The 15458-nt window shown below is 71.2% G+C and carries 17 protein-coding genes; 14 read left to right on the top strand and 3 right to left on the bottom strand.

The features are described from left to right. Nucleotides 1–21: 21 nt before the first annotated feature. Both VNF07_09840 and tal read right to left on the bottom strand, forming a co-directional pair. Entirely contained in the window at nucleotides 22–1062 is a 1041-nt protein-coding gene (locus VNF07_09840; GenBank protein ID HVB06530.1) for a hypothetical protein, read from the bottom strand. A gap of 335 nt (nucleotides 1063–1397) precedes the next feature. Then, nucleotides 1398–2531: a transaldolase gene (gene tal / locus VNF07_09835; GenBank protein ID HVB06529.1), complete on the bottom strand. Its 1134-nt coding sequence runs from the start codon at nucleotides 2529–2531 to the stop codon at nucleotides 1398–1400. Nucleotides 2532–2676: 145 nt separating this feature from the next. Here tal and VNF07_09830 point away from each other — a divergent pair, with 145 nt between their 5' ends. The 4 genes from VNF07_09830 to VNF07_09815 are packed head-to-tail and all read left to right on the top strand — an operon-like array spanning nucleotide 2677 to nucleotide 4460. Next, complete coding sequence (locus VNF07_09830) at nucleotides 2677–3066, top strand: hypothetical protein (GenBank protein ID HVB06528.1); 390 nt, start codon at nucleotides 2677–2679, stop codon at nucleotides 3064–3066. Further along, on the top strand, nucleotides 3063–3308 hold the full coding sequence (locus VNF07_09825; protein ID HVB06527.1) for a hypothetical protein: 246 nt from the start codon (nucleotides 3063–3065) through the stop codon (nucleotides 3306–3308). The genes VNF07_09830 and VNF07_09825 overlap by 4 nt, the downstream gene beginning before the upstream one ends. Then, nucleotides 3308–3556: a hypothetical protein gene (locus VNF07_09820; GenBank protein HVB06526.1), complete on the top strand. Its 249-nt coding sequence runs from the start codon at nucleotides 3308–3310 to the stop codon at nucleotides 3554–3556. Before VNF07_09825 ends, VNF07_09820 begins: the two co-directional genes overlap by 1 nt. A gap of 28 nt (nucleotides 3557–3584) precedes the next feature. After that, nucleotides 3585–4460, top strand: coding sequence for a tRNA (adenine-N1)-methyltransferase (locus tag VNF07_09815; protein ID HVB06525.1), 876 nt, complete (start codon nucleotides 3585–3587; stop codon nucleotides 4458–4460). A gap of 33 nt (nucleotides 4461–4493) precedes the next feature. Here VNF07_09815 and VNF07_09810 read toward each other — a convergent pair whose 3' ends face one another. Then, the gene (locus VNF07_09810) at nucleotides 4494–4730 is read right to left on the bottom strand and encodes a ferredoxin (protein ID HVB06524.1); all 237 of its coding nucleotides are present in this window, start codon (nucleotides 4728–4730) and stop codon (nucleotides 4494–4496) included. A 189-nt stretch (nucleotides 4731–4919) separates the two neighbouring features. Here VNF07_09810 and arc point away from each other — a divergent pair, with 189 nt between their 5' ends. The 10 genes from arc (at nucleotide 4920) to VNF07_09760 (ending at nucleotide 15449) form a co-directional block, all read left to right on the top strand. Continuing rightward, on the top strand, nucleotides 4920–6653 hold the full coding sequence (gene arc, locus VNF07_09805) for a proteasome ATPase (GenBank protein HVB06523.1): 1734 nt from the start codon (nucleotides 4920–4922) through the stop codon (nucleotides 6651–6653). A gap of 55 nt (nucleotides 6654–6708) precedes the next feature. Further along, a complete protein-coding gene (gene dop / locus VNF07_09800) occupies nucleotides 6709–8223 on the top strand; it encodes a depupylase/deamidase Dop (protein HVB06522.1) in 1515 nt (504 codons plus the stop codon). A 99-nt stretch (nucleotides 8224–8322) separates the two neighbouring features. Further along, on the top strand, nucleotides 8323–8520 hold the full coding sequence (locus VNF07_09795) for a ubiquitin-like protein Pup (GenBank protein HVB06521.1): 198 nt from the start codon (nucleotides 8323–8325) through the stop codon (nucleotides 8518–8520). Nucleotides 8521–8555: 35 nt separating this feature from the next. Beyond that, a complete protein-coding gene (gene prcB, locus VNF07_09790) occupies nucleotides 8556–9365 on the top strand; it encodes a proteasome subunit beta (GenBank protein HVB06520.1) in 810 nt (269 codons plus the stop codon). After that, nucleotides 9362–10045: a proteasome subunit alpha gene (gene prcA, locus VNF07_09785; GenBank protein ID HVB06519.1), complete on the top strand. Its 684-nt coding sequence runs from the start codon at nucleotides 9362–9364 to the stop codon at nucleotides 10043–10045. The genes prcB and prcA overlap by 4 nt, the downstream gene beginning before the upstream one ends. A gap of 59 nt (nucleotides 10046–10104) precedes the next feature. Next, the gene (pafA, locus tag VNF07_09780; protein HVB06518.1) at nucleotides 10105–11463 is read left to right on the top strand and encodes a Pup--protein ligase; all 1359 of its coding nucleotides are present in this window, start codon (nucleotides 10105–10107) and stop codon (nucleotides 11461–11463) included. Further along, entirely contained in the window at nucleotides 11460–12140 is a 681-nt protein-coding gene (lepB, locus tag VNF07_09775; GenBank protein HVB06517.1) for a signal peptidase I, read from the top strand. The genes pafA and lepB overlap by 4 nt, the downstream gene beginning before the upstream one ends. Before the next feature lie 48 nt (nucleotides 12141–12188). After that, nucleotides 12189–12539: a twin-arginine translocase TatA/TatE family subunit gene (locus tag VNF07_09770; protein HVB06516.1), complete on the top strand. Its 351-nt coding sequence runs from the start codon at nucleotides 12189–12191 to the stop codon at nucleotides 12537–12539. A 64-nt stretch (nucleotides 12540–12603) separates the two neighbouring features. Then, a complete protein-coding gene (gene tatC, locus VNF07_09765) occupies nucleotides 12604–13302 on the top strand; it encodes a twin-arginine translocase subunit TatC (protein HVB06515.1) in 699 nt (232 codons plus the stop codon). Continuing rightward, nucleotides 13299–15449 (top strand): DEAD/DEAH box helicase, encoded by a 2151-nt coding sequence (locus VNF07_09760; protein ID HVB06514.1) that lies wholly within the window; start codon nucleotides 13299–13301, stop codon nucleotides 15447–15449. Before tatC ends, VNF07_09760 begins: the two co-directional genes overlap by 4 nt. The last annotated feature ends 9 nt before the right edge of the window (nucleotides 15450–15458 follow it).

Below are 15458 nucleotides of genomic sequence, written 5' to 3'. Positions count from 1 at the left end.
GGCCATGGCAAGCCCAGCCGGCTACAGGAGCTCACCGACCGCGTCGAGGGCGATGCGCAGCGTCTCGCGCCCCGCCGCGGCGGCGAAGCGGCCGTCGGCGAGGAGACGGGCGCGCGTCAGCGCGCCGAAGCCGTAGAGCTCGCGGGGGACGGTCAGCTCGAGCTGCTGCTCGCGCGCGACCAGCTGCACGAGGAGCTGCCGCGGCCCCTCGCGGGTGAGGCGGGCCCCGGCGAAGGACGAGGCCGGGCCGCTCGCCCCCCGCACCCCGGCCCCGGGGAAGCGGTCACCGAGGGCGCGCACGACGGGTGCGAGCTCCGTCGCGGCCTCCTCAGGGAGGTAGCTCTCGAGGCGCAGCAGCGTCCCGTCGGTGAGGTGCTCGCCGAGGAAGGTGCCGAGCGAGCCGGGCTCGACGCCGGGCGCGTCCGGCACCGGCAGATCGGCGAGGAGGGCATGCACGGTGCCCTCCACCTCCTCGTCGCCGGGCCCGGCGTAGGGGTCGCTGCCGAGGAGCTGGGCGGCGATCGCGCTCGCGACCTGCCATCGGTACAGGTGCGCCCCGACCTCGTGGGGCTGACCGAGAGCGACGGGGTAGGGCTGGGCGGAGAGCGGCACGGGCTGCTCGCCGAGCGGCAGGGCGGCGGGGCCGAGACCGCCGTGCGGGAGGGTCGCGTCGAGCAGGCCGGCGAGGTAGTCGCGCAGCGGTGCGTCCGCCGCCGGGCCGGTGAGCGCGGCGAGCGGGGCGCCGCCGAGGACACCTTCGGCGAGGTCGACACCGAGGGAGACCGCGTCGTGACGGTCGGCCTCCATCGCCCGTCCGACGAGCTCCTCGAGGTCGTAGCCGAGCAGCGCCGCCGGCACCGCGCCGTAGAGCGAGAGCGCGCCGTAGGCGTGGGGGAGGGGTGGGGGGGAGAAGCAGCGCTGCACCCGTAGCTCCTCGGCGACACGGGTGAGAGGGCTCCCCTCGTCGCTCACGAGCGCGATCAGCTTGTCGTCGCGCCGCCGGCTGCGCGCGTAGTCGAACAGCGCCCGACTTTCGCGACGGCGCCCGGTGCGCGCCATCACGACGACGAAGGCCTCCTCGAGGGGGAGGGCGGCGAGCGCCGTCGGCTCGGTGGAGTCGCAGACGACGAGCGAGCGGGCGGAGGGGCCACCGTGCGCAAGGGCCGTGGCGGCGAGGAGACGCGCGGTGCGCGCCGCGGAGCCGACCCCGAGGACGACGACGCGCTCCTCGTCGAGGGAGTCCGCCCAGCGCTGCAGCTCGCGGCGCTCGCGGTCGACGGCACGGGGCGCGTCGAGCCACGCGAACTGCGCGCCGCCGCCGCCCCACAGCGAGGGGTCGCGCGCCGCGAGCCGGTCGGCGAGCTCGTCGCGGTCGATCTCTGTCGTGCGGGGGGCGCTCAGGGGTGCTTGGGGGCCGAGGCCGCCTTCTCCTCCAGCTTCTCGATGACCTCGTCGAAGGACTTCGCGAAGGAGGTCACACCCTCGTGCTCGATCTGTTCGGTGACGTCGGCGAGGTCGACGCCGACGGTCCCGAGGCGCTCGATGACCGAGCGCGCCCCCTCGGGGTCCTCGTCGACGGTCCGTGCCACGGTCCCGTGGTCGAGGAAGGCGTCGGCCGTCGGGCCGGGCATCGTGTCCACCGTGTCGGGGCCGATGAGCCCTTCGACGTAGAGGAGGTCGGGATAGACCGGGTTCTTGGTGGAGGTGGAGGCCCACAGCGGGCGCTGGCGACGGGCGCCCTTTTCGGCGAGCGCGGCGAAGCGCCCGTCGCCGAAGCGCTCGCTGAACAGCGCGTAGGCGAGGCGGGCCTGTGCGACGGCAGCCTTGCCGCGCAGCGCCTCGGCCTCACGGGCCGTGGCGCTCCCGGGCGCGCCAGCGGCGATCGCCTCGAGGCGGCGGTCGACCTCGGTGTCGACGCGGCTCACGAAGAACGAGGCGACCGAGGCGACGGTCGAGAGGTCGCCGCCGCCGGCGGCGAAGCGCTCGAGGCCGCGCAGGTAGGCCTCGATCACGGCCGTGTAGCGCTCGAGGGAGAAGATCAGCGTGACGTTGATGCTGTGCCCGCCGGCGATCATCTCCTCGATCGCCGGGACGCCTTCGAGGGTCGCGGGGATCTTCACAAAGGCGTTCGGCCGCTCGAGGCGGCGGTGCAGGTCGCGGGCCATCGCGATCGTCGCCTCGGTGTCGTGCGCGACGGCCGGCGAGACCTCGATCGAGACGAAGCCGTCGCCGCCTCGCGCCTCGTCGAAGACCGGGCGCAAGATGCGTGAGGCGCCGAGGACGTCGAAGAGCACGAGCTCCCAGTAGGCCTCCTCGACGGTCGAGCCGGCGGCGACGAGGTCGAAGAACTGCTCGTCGTAGTCGCTCCCCGCCTCGATCGCCTTGGCCATGATCGTCGGGTTGGAGGTCACGCCGCGGATGCCCTTCGCGACCAGCTCCTCGAGGCCGCCGGCGGCGACGTAGGAGCGCTTCAGGTCGTCGATCCAGGGGCTCTGGCCGCCGAGGCGGTAGAGATCGTGCAAACGGGTCATCTGTCCTCCTCGGCGTGGCGCGACCGCGCCTTTCGACTCTAGGCAGCTCCGCCGGCCCTCCCGGCGCCGCCGTGGAAAGAGGTCGGTGGGGGTCGCGGGTAGCCTCGCGGCGCCAGATGGGTAGGGGACTAACCGGAGGGACTGCGTGAAGATCGGTCGGTTGCATCTCGGGCGCAACAAGAGCGCCGTGCAGAGCACCGGCGCGGGCGGACCCTCGCTCTCCGAGACGGTGACGCTGCTGCGCCGTTACGTCGTGCAGGAGACCGTCGGGCCGATCAAGCGGCTCGGCCGCGTCCTCGCCTACGGCCTCGCCGGGGCGCTCGCCTTCGGCCTCGGAGGGCTGTTCGTCGTGGTCGGCGTGCTCCGCCTCACCCAGGCCGAGAGCGGCACCACCTTCGCCGGCAACTGGTCCTTCGCCCCCTATCTCTTCGCCGCCATCGCCGGCGTGGCGCTCGTCGCCGCGTTCGTCGCGCTCACGGTGCGCGGCCTGAACGGCGACCGCCACGGGGCGGGGCCGCACCGGGAGGAACCGTGAGCCGTCGTCTGGACTTCCTGCTCGTGACCGACGGTGGGGGAGAGGACCGGATCTCCCTCTCCGACATCGAGGGACGCCTGCGCGCCCTCACGGGAGGCACCCGCGAGGCGCTCGCAGGCTCCCGTCAGAACGTGCTCGTGGGCGGGGTGGTCGGTCTCGTCGCCTTCATCGCCGGCACCTACCTGCTCGGCCGCCGTCGTGGGCGCAAGCGCGCCACCGTCCTCGAGATCCGGCGGGCCTGATGATCGGCCTCATCGACGGCGTCGCCCGCCGACTGCTGCGCCGCGGCCTGCGCCAGGGGCTGCTCGAGGGTAACGCCGCATGGCTGATGGTCGCCGCGGCCGCCGGGCTGGCGAGGCTGCTGCTGCGGCCGGAGTCGCCGAAGGTGATCCGCGAGGAGCTGCGCGTCGGCGAGTCGCTCACCGTGACCCACGTCGCGCCGCCGCGCCGTCGCCGAGGCAAGGACACCGCCGAAGCCGAGCAGGCGTGAGCGGTCGCCGCGGCGGGCGGCGCTGATCGTGGGGGTCTTCACCGCAGGCGAGCGGGTCCTGCTGATCGACGGCCGGGATCGCCGCTACCTCGTGCGCCTCGACGCGGGGGGCTCGTTCCAGAGCCACTCCGGCGTCGTCGACTTCGACGCCGTGATCGGCGCCGAAGAGGGGACCCAGATCGTCGTCCGCCGCCGCGAGGGCGCGCCCGGTGAGCCGCGGCGCTTCCTCGCCTTCCGGCCGACCCTCTCGGACCTCATCTTGAAGATGCCGCGCGGCGCGCAGGTGATCTACCCGAAGGACCTCGGGGCGATCCTCATCGCCGCCGACCTCTACCCGGGAGCGCGTGTCTTTGAGAGCGGTGTGGGCTCCGGTGCGCTCTCCATCGCCGCCCTTCGTGCCGGCTGCGAGGTGGTCGGCTACGAGCTCCGCGCCGACTTCGCGGCGCGCGCCCGCCACAACGTGGAGGCGGCGACCGGCACGCTCGCGCACTACCGGGTGGAGGAGCGCGACGCCTACGAAGGAATCGACGAGAGCGGCTTCCAGCGCGCGCTGCTCGACCTCCCCGAGCCCTGGCGGGTCGTCCCGCACCTCACGAGCGCACTCGAACCGGGGGGCGTGCTGTGCGCCTACCTCCCTTCGATCAACCAGACGGCGCAGCTGCGCGGCGTGCTCGGGCGCTGCGGCTTCGTGCTCGCCGAGACGATCGAGGTCCTCCACCGCAGCTGGCACATCGAGGGACGATCGGTGCGACCGGACCACCGGATGGTGGCCCACACCGGCTTCCTCACCTCCGCGCGCCTCGCCGCGAAGGGCGCGCTGCTCGACCCCGATCACGAAAGTGCGGGCGCGGAGAGCGGCTGGAGCGAGGCGGGCGGCGAGCAGGCGGCGCTCACCGAGGAGTGAGGAGGGGGCCGCTGAGCGGCCCTCAGCCCGGCGTCAGTCCTGTTCGATGAAGATGCACTCGCCGGGGCACTCCTCAGCGGCCTCGGTGACCGCGTCCTCGAGGTTCGCCGCGACCGAGACGAGGCCCTGCGCACCTCCCGGCTCGTTCTTCACCGAGTCGCCGTCCTTCACGTACGCGAGGCCGTCGTCCTGCAGCGTGAACACGTCGGGGCAGATCTCCTCGCAGAGGCCGTCGCCGGTGCAGAGATCCTGGTCAATCCAGACTTTCATGGTGCTCCTCGTCGATCCGTCACGCTGGACTCTACCGGACCGGGCCCCACCAGTCGGGCACCTGGCCCCGCTCGCGGAGGCCTCCGCACCGTCTCCTTGGGCGGCCGGGACGATGCGCATCGTCGCGGGGACTTCGGTGTAGGGTCCGACAACGGCTGGGACACGCGCCCGTAAGGAGGTGGTCCCCCGATGGACGATGAGAACCTGAGCGAGCTTCGGGCCCGCGCCGAAGCGGCGGAGGACGAGGTGACGCAGCTGCGTCACCGCCTCCAGGAGGCGCCGCAGCGGGTGCGGGTGCTCGAGGAGCGCCTCCTCGAGGTGAAGGGCCAGCTGGCCCAGGCGCTCTCGCAGAACGAGAAGCTCTCTTTCACCCTGCAGCAGGCCAAGGAGAACATCGCGGCGCTGCGCGAAGAGGTGGACAAGCTCACCCAGCCGCCCTCGGCCTACGGCACCTTCCTGCAGAAAAACGACGACGGTAGCGTGGACGTCTTCGCCTCCGGGCGCAAGATGCGCGTCTCGCTGCACCCGGCGATCGAAGGCGAGGAGCTGCAGCGGGGCCAGGAGGTCGTCCTCAACGAGTCGCTCAACGTGGTGCTCGCCCGCGAGTTTGAGCACGCCGGTGAGGTGGTCACGCTTCAGGAGCTGATGGACGACGGGCGCCGCGCCCTCGTCGTCGGCCGCGCCGACGAGAGCCGCGTCGTCGAGCTCGCCGAGGTGCTCGTCGGGGTGCGCCTGCGCGCCGGCGACTCCCTGCTCATGGACACCCGCAGCCAGCTGCTCGTCGAGAAGCTGCCCCGCCCAGAGATCGAGGAGGTCATCCTCGAAGAGGTCCCCGACATCACCTACGACGACATCGGCGGCCTCGACAGCCAGATCGAGGCGATCACCGACGCCGTCGAGCTGCCCTACCTGCACCGCGAGCTCTTCCTCGAGCACCAGCTGCCCGCGCCGAAGGGGATCCTCCTCTACGGCCCCCCGGGCTGCGGCAAGACCCTCATCGCGAAGGCCGTCGCCAACAGCCTGGCGAAGAAGGTCGCCGAGACGATGGGCAACGAGAACGCCCGCAGCTACTTCTTGAACATCAAGGGCCCGGAGCTGTTGAACAAGTACGTCGGGGAGACCGAGCGCCAGATCCGCCTCGTCTTCCAGCGGGCGCGGGAGAAGGCCGAGGAGGGCTACCCGGTCATCGTCTTCTTCGACGAGATGGACTCCCTCTTCCGCACCCGCGGCACCGGCATCAGCTCGGACATGGAGTCGACGATCGTGCCGCAGCTGCTCGCGGAGATCGATGGCGTCGAGTCGCTGCGCGACGTCATCGTGATCGGCGCCTCGAACCGCGAGGACCTCATCGACCCGGCCATCCTGCGGCCGGGTCGACTCGACGTGAAGATCAAGATCGAGCGGCCGAACGAGACCGCCGCACAGCAGATCTTCGCCCGCTACTTCAACGTCGAGCTGCCGCTCGACGTCGCCGACGTCGCCGAGTACGGGGGCGGCGATGTGGCGAAGGCCGTGCAGGCGATGATCGAGCACACCGTCCGCGAGATGTACCGGACCGACGAGGAGAACCAGTTCCTCGAGGTCACCTACCAGAACGGTGACAAGGAGATCCTCTACTTCAAGGACTTTTCCTCCGGGGCGATGATCGAGAACATCGTCCGTCGCGCGAAGAAGCTGGCGATCAAGCGCACCCTCGAGGACGACGGCCACGGGATCCGCCTCGACGACCTGCTCGAGTCGATCAAGCAGGAGTACAAGGAGAACGAGGACCTCCCGAACACGACGAACCCCGACGACTGGGCGAAGATCTCCGGCCGCAAGGGCGAGCGCATCGTGTACGTCCGCACCATCATCGACCGCGGCGACGACGACAAGCGCGGCGGGCGGGCGATCGAGCGTGTCGGGACGGGCCAGTACCTCTGAGATGCCGGTGAGCATCACCGGGTCGGCCACGCGCCGCTCCGGTTAGCTTCGGGCTATGGCGGTCCCGAAGGTCCTCGGCATCGAGACGGAGTACGGCATCCACGCAATCTCGGCGGAGTCGAACCCGACGAGCGCGTCGTCGCTGCTCATCAACGCCTACGTGGCGGATCTCGCCGGCAAGATCGGCTGGGACTTCGAGGACGAGTCCCCGGGCCAGGACGCCCGCGGCTTCGTGCGCGACGGCAACGCCGCGCCCGAGATCGAGACGCACCTCGTGAACACGGTGCTCACCAACGGCGCCCGCTACTACGTCGACCACGCCCACCCCGAGTACTCCTCCCCGGAATGCTCGAACGTCCGCGAGCTGTTGACCTTCGACCGCGCCGGCGAGGTCATCCTGCAGCGCTCGATGGCCGCCGCCAAGCGGGTCCTCCCGGCCGGCGACGAGATCGTCATCTACAAGAACAATTCCGACGGCAAGGGCAACTCCTACGGCTGCCACGAGAACTACCTCCTGCACCGCGAGCTGCCCTTCGCCCGCATCGCCCGCGAGTTCACCGTCCACCTCGTCACTCGGCAGGTGTACACCGGCGCCGGGAAGGTCGGCTGCGAGGAGGAGGGGAGCCGCCGCAGGGGCTTCGAGCTCAGCCAGCGCGCCGACTTCTTCGAGGAGGAGGTGGGCCTCGAGACGACGCTCAAGCGGCCGATCATCAACACCCGCGACGAGCCGCATTCGGACCCCGGCCGCTACCGCCGCCTGCACGTGATCACCGGCGACGCCAACCTCGCCGAGGTCGCCGCCTTCTTGAAGGTCGGCGTCTCGGCGATCGTGCTCTGCCTGATCGAGGACGACGCACTCACCGCGCGCGAGCTCGTCCTCGCGCAGCCCGTGCGGGCGATGCACGACGTCTCGCACGACCTCTCCCTGCAGCTGCCCCTCGAGCTCGTGAGCGGCCAGCGGATGACCGCCATCGAGCTGCAGTGGGAGCTGTTCGACCTCGCCCGCAAGTACGCCGACGAGCGCGGCCTCGAGGCGCTCGGCCCCGAGGCCGTGGGCGAGGAGGTCCTCGAGCGCTGGGAGTCGGTGCTCGTCGACCTGGAGAACGACCCCGCGCAGCTGAAGCGCCAGCTCGACTGGGTCGCGAAGCGCGAACTGATCGACGCCTACTGCGCCCGTCACGACTGCCCCGAGGACGACCACCGGGTGCAGGCGCTCGACCTGCAGTACCACGACCTGCGCCCGGAGCGCTCCCTCTTCGCCCGCCTCAACATGGAGCGGCTGATCAGCGAGGAGGAGGTGCTGGCCGCGATTACCGACCCGCCACGCACCACGCGCGCGTATTTCCGCGGCGAGTGCCTGAAGCGCTTCGCGAAGTACATCGTGGCCGCCAACTGGGACTCGATCATCTTCGACCTGGGCGAGGGGCCACTCCGGCGGGTGCCGATGATGGACCCGCTGCGTGGCAGCTCTGGGCATGTCGATACGCTGCTAGCGGAGTCGAAGAGCCCGCATGAGCTCATCGATCGCCTCGGCGGGTCCTCGCCGGTGGACCCGACCTTCGGGGCGTGACGACGGAGGAGGAGCACCGTCCTTTGTGCGACAGGGGAGAGCGGGATACCACCGCAGGGACGGGCCACGTAGTACACCGGGGGGACCTGAGGGAGGAACATGGCTGAACGAGAGCAGAAGCGAAGGACAGCTCCCCCGCGCGAGGAACAGGCGGCCGTCGAAGAGGCGCCGCAGTCGACCGAGCGCGCGGAGCGTCTGAAGGCCGAGATCGACGAGCTGCTGGACGAGATCGACGAGGTCCTCGAGGACAACGCCGAGGAGTTCGTGCGCAACTACGTGCAGAAAGGCGGCGAGTAACCGCCGTCGCCGACCGCCGCTAGGGTGGCGCCCCGATGAGCCTCCACCTCTACGCGCCAGACGAGGACCCAGGTCCGAGCTTCACCGACCTCCTGCGCCGCGCCGCCCCCGAGGCGCTCGCCGGGGGATCGTCGAACACCCTCGGTGAGATCCCGCACGGGACCACGATCGCGGCCCTCCGCTACGCGGAGGGGGTCGTGATGGCCGGTGACCGCCGCGCCACCGAGGGCGTCTCGATCGCCCACCGCGGCATCGAGAAGGTCTTCCCGGCCGACCACTACTCCGTGGTCGGCATCGCCGGCGCCGCCGGGCCGGCGATCGAGATGGTGCGCCTCTTCCAGACCCAGCTGGAGCACTACGAGAAGGTGGAGGGCGCGGCGCTCAGCCTGGAGGGCAAGGCCAACCAGCTCTCCCAGATGCTGCGCAGCCACCTGCCGATGGCGATGCAGGGCCTTGCCGTCGTGCCGCTGTTCGCCGGCTACGACGAGCGCCGGATGTACGGCCGGATCTTCACCTACGACGTCACTGGCGGCCGTTACGAGGAGCGCGACTTCTCGGCGACGGGCTCGGGCGGGCGTGACGCCCGCACGACGATCAAGCTGGGTTTTCGCGAGGCGCTCTCGCGCGACGAGGCGGTGGAGCTCGCCGTCGAGGCCCTCTACCAGGCCGCCGACGAGGACGCCGCGACCGGTGGCCCCGACCCCGTGCGCGGCATCTACCCGATCATCGCCACCGTCGACAGCGGCGGCTACCAGCGCATCGGCGACGACGAGGTGGCCGAGCGCTTCGGCGCCGTCCTCGAGCGGCGGGCCGCGGCGAACCGGGAAGGGGGCGGCTCCCGATGAGCATGCCCTACTACGTCGCCCCCGAGCAAGTGATGAAGGACCGCGCCGAGTACGCCCAGAAGGGCATCGCCCGCGGTCGCTCGCTCGTCGCGCTCACCTACGCCGACGGCATCGTGATGGTCACCGAGAACCCCTCGCGGACCCTCCACAAGATCAGCGAGATCTACGACCGCGTCGCCTTCGCCGGGGTCGGCAAGTTCAACGAGTTCGATCAGCTGCGCGTCGCCGGCATCCGCCACGCGGACACCAAGGGCTACACCTACTCGCGCGAGGACGTCGACGCCCGCTCGCTCGCCAACCTCTACGCCCAGTACCTCGGGCAGGTCTTCACCCACGAGATGAAGCCGCTCGAGGTGGAGATTCTCGTCGCCGAGCTCGGCGAGAGCGCCGAGGACTACCGGCTCTACCACATCGCCTACGACGGCACGGTCGCCGACAAGGAGCGCTTCACCGTCCTCGGCGGCGAGGCCGAGGCGATCACCCAGCGCGTGGAGGCGGCTTTCGAGGCCGAAGCCGACCTCGCGGCGGCGCTCCGCACCGGCGTCGCGGCCCTCGGCGGCGAGCGAACGCTGCGCGCCGCCGACCTCGAGGTGGGGCTCCTCTCGCGTGGCAACGGCCGGCGGGCCTTCCACCGCCCGAGCGCCGAACAGCTCGCCGCGCTCCTCGAAACCGCGGCCTGACCATCGAAGATCCCTCTCGGCGGTGCTCCAGCTCGCGCCGCGACCTGTAGGTTCTCGGCGTGGACCGTCGGATCTTCGGAATCGAGAACGAGTACGGCGTCACCTGCACGCTGCGCGGCCAGCGCCGCCTCAGCCCCGACGAGGTCGCCCGTTACCTGTTCCGCCGCGTCGTCTCGTGGGGGCGCTCCTCCAACGTCTTCCTCGAGAACGGTGCCCGCCTCTACCTCGACGTCGGAAGCCACCCAGAGTACGCGACCCCCGAGTGCGACTCGGTCCTCGACCTCGTCGCCCACGACAAGGCAGGGGAGCGGATCCTCGAGGGCCTCGTCGCCTCTGCCGAGGCGCGCCTTCGCGACGAGGGCATCCGCGGCGTGGTCTACCTGTTCAAGAACAACACCGACTCGGCCGGCAACTCCTACGGCTGCCACGAGAACTACCTGACGGGCAGGCGCGACGACCTCGCCCACTTCGCGCAGGTTCTCATCCCCTTCCTCGTCACGCGGCAGATCTACGCCGGGGCGGGCAAGGTGCTGCAGACGGCGCGCGGCGCCGCCTACTGCATCTCGCAACGCGCCGAGCACATCTGGGAGGGCTTCTCGTCCGCGACGACGCGCTCGCGCCCGATCATCAACACTCGCGACGAGCCGCACGCCGACGCCGAGCGCTACCGCCGCCTGCACGTCATCGTCGGCGACTCGAACATGAGCGAGTACGCGACCTTCTTGAAGGTCGGGACCGCGGCGATCATGCTGCGGATGCTCGACGACCCCGGCATCGTGCTGCGCGACATGACCCTCGAGGACCCGATCCGCGCGATCCGCGAGATCAGCCACGACATCACCTGCCGGCGGCGCGTCCGCCTCGCGAACGGCCGCGAGGTGAGCGCCTTCGACATCCAGAACGAGTACCTCGGCCGGGCGGTCCGCTACGCCGAGCAGCGGGGCCTCCCCGAGCAGGAGATGAAGGCGCTCGGGATGTGGCAGCACTGCATGGAGGGCATCGAGAAGGACCCCCTCTCGCTCGACCGCGAGTGCGATTGGGTGATCAAGCACCGCCTCATCGAGGGCTACCGGGAGCGCCACGGCCTCCCCCTCGGCCACCCGCGCGTCGCGCTCCTCGACCTGCAGTACCACGACGTGAGCCGCGAGCGCGGCGTCTTCTACCGCCTGCAGGCGAAGAACGCCGTGGAGCGGATGGTCACCGACGAGGCGATCAACGACGCGATGGAGCACCCGCCGGCGACGACGCGGGCACGCCTGCGCGGCGAGTTCATCCGCCGCGCGAAGGAGCGCCGACGGGATTTCACCGTCGACTGGGTGCACCTCAAGCTGAACGACCAGACCCAGCGCACCGTCTTGTTGAAGGACCCCTTCCGCGCCCACGACGAGCGCGTCGAGCGCCTCATCGAGGCGATGTGAGCGAAGAGCACCCCGGGGACGAGTCGCGGCGCGACCCCCCGACGATGACGGTCCCGGTGAGCCGGGACGAGGCGGTGGGCGGCGACGGCGAGCCGGTCCCCGAGGCCGACGCCGCCGGCGAGTCCTCGCGCCGCCGGCACAGCCGGCGGCGCGTCGCCTCCGAGTGGGGCGTCGTCCTCATCGCCGCGCTGCTGCTCGCCTTTGTCATCCGCACCTTCGCGGTGCAGGCCTTCTTCATTCCCTCGGCCTCGATGGAGCCGACACTCAACATCGGCGACCGGATCCTCGTCGACAAGGCCTTCTTCGATTACCACCACCTGCAGCGCGGCGACATCATCGTCTTCACCCAGCCGCCGCGCGATACCTGCGGCTCGTCGGAGACCGACCTCGTGAAGCGGGTGATCGGCCTCCCGGGCCAGACGATCCGCTCGCAGGGAAACAGCATCTACGTGGACGGCAAGCGCATCAGCGAGCCCTACCTGCCGAGGGACGACCCCCTCGGGCCGGTGCGCATCACGCCGCAGAAGATCAAGCCGGACAACTTCTACGTCCTCGGCGACAACCGCGCGATCTCCTGCGACAGCCGCTACTGGGGGACCGTCGTCGGCGACACCATCGTCGGCAAGGTCGACCTGCGGTGGTGGCACAACGGCCGTCCCGACATCCACTTCTTCTAACCGGCGCCCTTCCGCCGGTCCGGGCGTGCCCACCGGTACATTGCACAGGTGCTGAACCTCGATCCGGCGAAGCTGCTGGTGATCCTCGTGGTCGCGCTCGTCATCCTCGGTCCGGAGCGCCTCCCGCAGGTCGCCCGCCAGATCGGCACCGCCTGGAGGACGCTCACGAACCTGCGTGAGCAGGTCACCGAGGAGGTGCGGCGCGCCCTCCCGGAGGTCGGCGAGCTGCCGCGCATGCCGCGCCCCGGGTCGGTGAGCAGCTTCCTCAACGACCTCACCCGCCCCGGCGGGACGGAGGGGAACGCCGACGCGGTCGCGTCCGCCGCGGCGACGGGCGCCGCAAGGCGCTCGAGCGGGCCGGTCGAGACGATCGGCTTCGACGACCCGGGCATGAACTGACCCCCGTCCCGAAGCGCCGATGAACCGGCTGCTGCGTCGCGCGGGCGGGCCCGCCCCGGACGAGATGACGCTCACCGAGCACCTCGCCGAGCTCCGCCAGCGCCTGCTGATCTGCCTCGCCGTCTTCGTGCTCGCCGCGATCGCGAGCTACGCGCTGTACCCGCAGATCATCAACTTCCTGCGCCATCCGCTGTGCCACGCCGACCCGCAGCACTGCAGCCTGTACGTCACCGCCCCCCTCGACGCCTTCGGCTTCCGCCTCGACGCGATGGGCCTCGGCGGCGCGCTCCTCGCCTCGCCGGTGATCCTCTACCACCTGTGGCGCTTCGTCACCCCGGGCCTCAAGACCAACGAGCGCCGCTACGCGATCCCCTTCGTGCTGGCGAGCCTGGCGCTGTTCGCCTTCGGCGTCTTCGTCGCGTGGCTCACGCTCCCGCACGCCCTCGCCTTCCTCCTCCACCAGGGCGGCCCCGGCGTGAAGCCGCTCCTGCAGGCGAACCGCTACCTCTCGCTCGTGATCGCGCTGCTCGCGATCTTCGGGCTCACCTTCGAGTTCCCCGTCGTGCTCGTCGGCCTCGAGCTCGCCGGCGCCGTCCGCCCCGCGCAGCTCGCGAAGTCGCGGCGGATCGCGATCATCGCGATCGTCGTCATCGCCGCGGTCGTCACGCCGAGCTCGGACCCCTTCTCGATGCTCGCCCTCGCCGTCCCGCTCCTCGTCTTCTACGAGGCCTCGATCGTCCTCGGCAGGCTGCTGAAGCCTTGAGCGCGGGCACCGCCACCGAGCCGGGGGCGCCGCCCCCCTCCGCCTCTGGGATCCGCCGCTGGTTCGTCGACAGCCGCCCCTTCCCCCTCGACCCCTTCCAGCAGGAGGCACTCGACCACCTCGACGCCGGCCGCTCGGTGCTCGTCGCCGCGCCGACCGGCTCCGGCAAGACCGTGGTCGCCGAGTACGCCGTGGCGCGCGCGATCGCGGAGGGGGGGCGCGCCTTCTACACCACCCCGTTGAAGGCGCTCTCCAACCAGAAGTACGGGGACCTCGTGCGCGCCTACGGACGCGAGCAGGTGGGGCTGCTCACCGGCGACGTCTCGCGCAACGGCGAGGCACCGATCGTCGTGATGACGACCGAGGTGCTGCGCAACATGATCTACGCGAGCTCGGGGAGCCTCAAGGACCTCCGCTACGTCGTCCTCGACGAGGTCCACTACCTGGAGGACCGCTACCGCGGCTCGGTGTGGGAGGAGATCATCCTCTCCGCGGCCCCCTCGGTCGTCCTCGTCTGCCTCTCGGCGACGGTCTCCAACGCCGAGGAGCTCGCCGGCTGGATCTCGACGGTGCGCGGCTCGGTCGGCACCGTGATCGAGGACCACCGGCCGATCGACCTCCGCCAGCTCTACCTCGTCGGCGACCGCTCGGCGGGCCATCTCCACCTCTTCCCGACCTTCGTCGACGGAGCCCCCAACCGGGAGGCCGCCGCCCTCGACGAGCGGGCGCACCGGGTGGGCAGGGTGCGCCCCGGCCGGGGGCCGCGTGCGAGCGCGGCGCGCAAGCCGGGAGACCTCTTCCGGCCCGCCCGGGCCGAGGTCGTCGAGCGCCTGGCAGAGGAGGAGCTCCTCCCCGCGATCTACTTCGTCTTCTCGCGCGCCGGCTGCGACGACTCGGTCCGCCAATGCCTCGACGTCGGCATCCGCCTCACGAGCCGCGAGGAGCGCCGCGAGATCCGTCGCATCGCCGAGGAGCACGTCGACGAGCTCTCCGACGCGGACCTCAAGGTCCTCAACTACCAGCGCTTCGTCTCCGGCCTCGAGTCCGGCATCGCGCCGCACCACGCGGGCATGGTGCCGCCCTTTCGCGAGGCGGTCGAGGACCTCTTCGCGAAGGCGCTCGTGAAGGCGGTCTTCGCCACCGAGACCCTCGCGCTCGGGATCAACATGCCGGCACGTTCGGTGGTGATCGACGCGCTCTCCAAGTTCGGGGGCAACGGCCACCAGGACCTGACGGCGGGGGAGTACACCCAGCTCACCGGGCGCGCGGGGCGCCGCAGCATCGACGACGTCGGCTACGCGGCCGTCGTCTACTCGCCCTTTCATACCTTTGACGAGGTGGCCGCGCTCGCCGCCAGCCGCTCGCGGGCGCTGCGCTCCTCGTTCCGCCCGAACTTCAACATGGTGGTCAACCTCGTCCGCCGCTACCACCGCGAGGACACCTACCGCCTCGTCGCCTCGTCCTTCGCGCAGTACCAGAGCGAGCAACCCCTCGTCCGCCAGCTGGACGCGGTGCTCGCGCTGCTCGAGGAGCGGGACTACCTCGAGAACTGGCACCTCACCCCGGCCGGCGAGCGCCTCTCCGGCCTCTACCACGACTGCGACCTGTTGATCGCGGAGGCGATCGGAGCCGGCCTGCTCGACGGCCTCGACGCCCCGGGCCTCGCCGCCGTCGCCTCGATGTTCACCTTCGAGGCGCGCCGCCAGCGGGGCCCGGGGGGCCTCTCCACGCCCCGCCTCGCGCGCCGCGCCGCGAGCCTCGAGGAGCTCGCCGTCGAGCTCCGCCTCGACGAGCGCCGCCTCGGCCTGCCGCGCACACGCGCCCTCGACAGCGGCTTCGCCTCGCTCGCGGAGGAGTGGTGCCGCGGCGCGGACCTCGCCCGCCTGCTCGCGCCCCGTCGGGCACCGGGGCGCGCCGGCACCTTCGAGCCGGTGATGTCGGGGGGCGACTTCGTCCGCAACATGAAGCAGCTGATCGACCTCCTCCGCCAGATCGGCAACGTCACGGCGGGAGAGCGGGTCGGGACCGTCGCCCGCCAGGCGGCCGAGCTCCTGACGCGTGGCATCGTCGCCGCCTCGGCGGGCGCCGGGGTCGTGGAGAGCGAGGAAGAGGCGGTGGTCCCCCCGAAGACGGAGCCGCTCCTTTAATCTCTCTCG

It is taken from the genome of Acidimicrobiales bacterium, assembly GCA_035533595.1.
Classification (GTDB): domain Bacteria; phylum Actinomycetota; class Acidimicrobiia; order Acidimicrobiales; family Bog-793; genus DATLTN01.
This window is presented reverse-complemented; position numbering and strand designations above follow the sequence as displayed.

Excerpts from the sequence above, each read along its gene's own strand:
- VNF07_09795 (HVB06521.1), top strand. The coding sequence starts at position 8,323 with ATGGCTGAACGAGAGCAGAAGCGAAGGACAGCTCCCCCGCGCGAGGAA.
- arc (HVB06523.1), top strand. The coding sequence starts at position 4,920 with ATGGACGATGAGAACCTGAGCGAGCTTCGGGCCCGCGCCGAAGCGGCG.
- VNF07_09820 (HVB06526.1), top strand. The coding sequence starts at position 3,308 with ATGATCGGCCTCATCGACGGCGTCGCCCGCCGACTGCTGCGCCGCGGC.
- dop (HVB06522.1), top strand. The coding sequence starts at position 6,709 with ATGGCGGTCCCGAAGGTCCTCGGCATCGAGACGGAGTACGGCATCCAC.
- VNF07_09810 (HVB06524.1), bottom strand. The coding sequence starts at position 4,730 with ATGAAAGTCTGGATTGACCAGGATCTCTGCACCGGCGACGGCCTCTGC.
- prcA (HVB06519.1), top strand. The coding sequence starts at position 9,362 with ATGAGCATGCCCTACTACGTCGCCCCCGAGCAAGTGATGAAGGACCGC.
- tatC (HVB06515.1), top strand. The coding sequence starts at position 12,604 with ATGACGCTCACCGAGCACCTCGCCGAGCTCCGCCAGCGCCTGCTGATC.
- prcB (HVB06520.1), top strand. The coding sequence starts at position 8,556 with ATGAGCCTCCACCTCTACGCGCCAGACGAGGACCCAGGTCCGAGCTTC.
- tal (HVB06529.1), bottom strand. The coding sequence starts at position 2,531 with ATGACCCGTTTGCACGATCTCTACCGCCTCGGCGGCCAGAGCCCCTGG.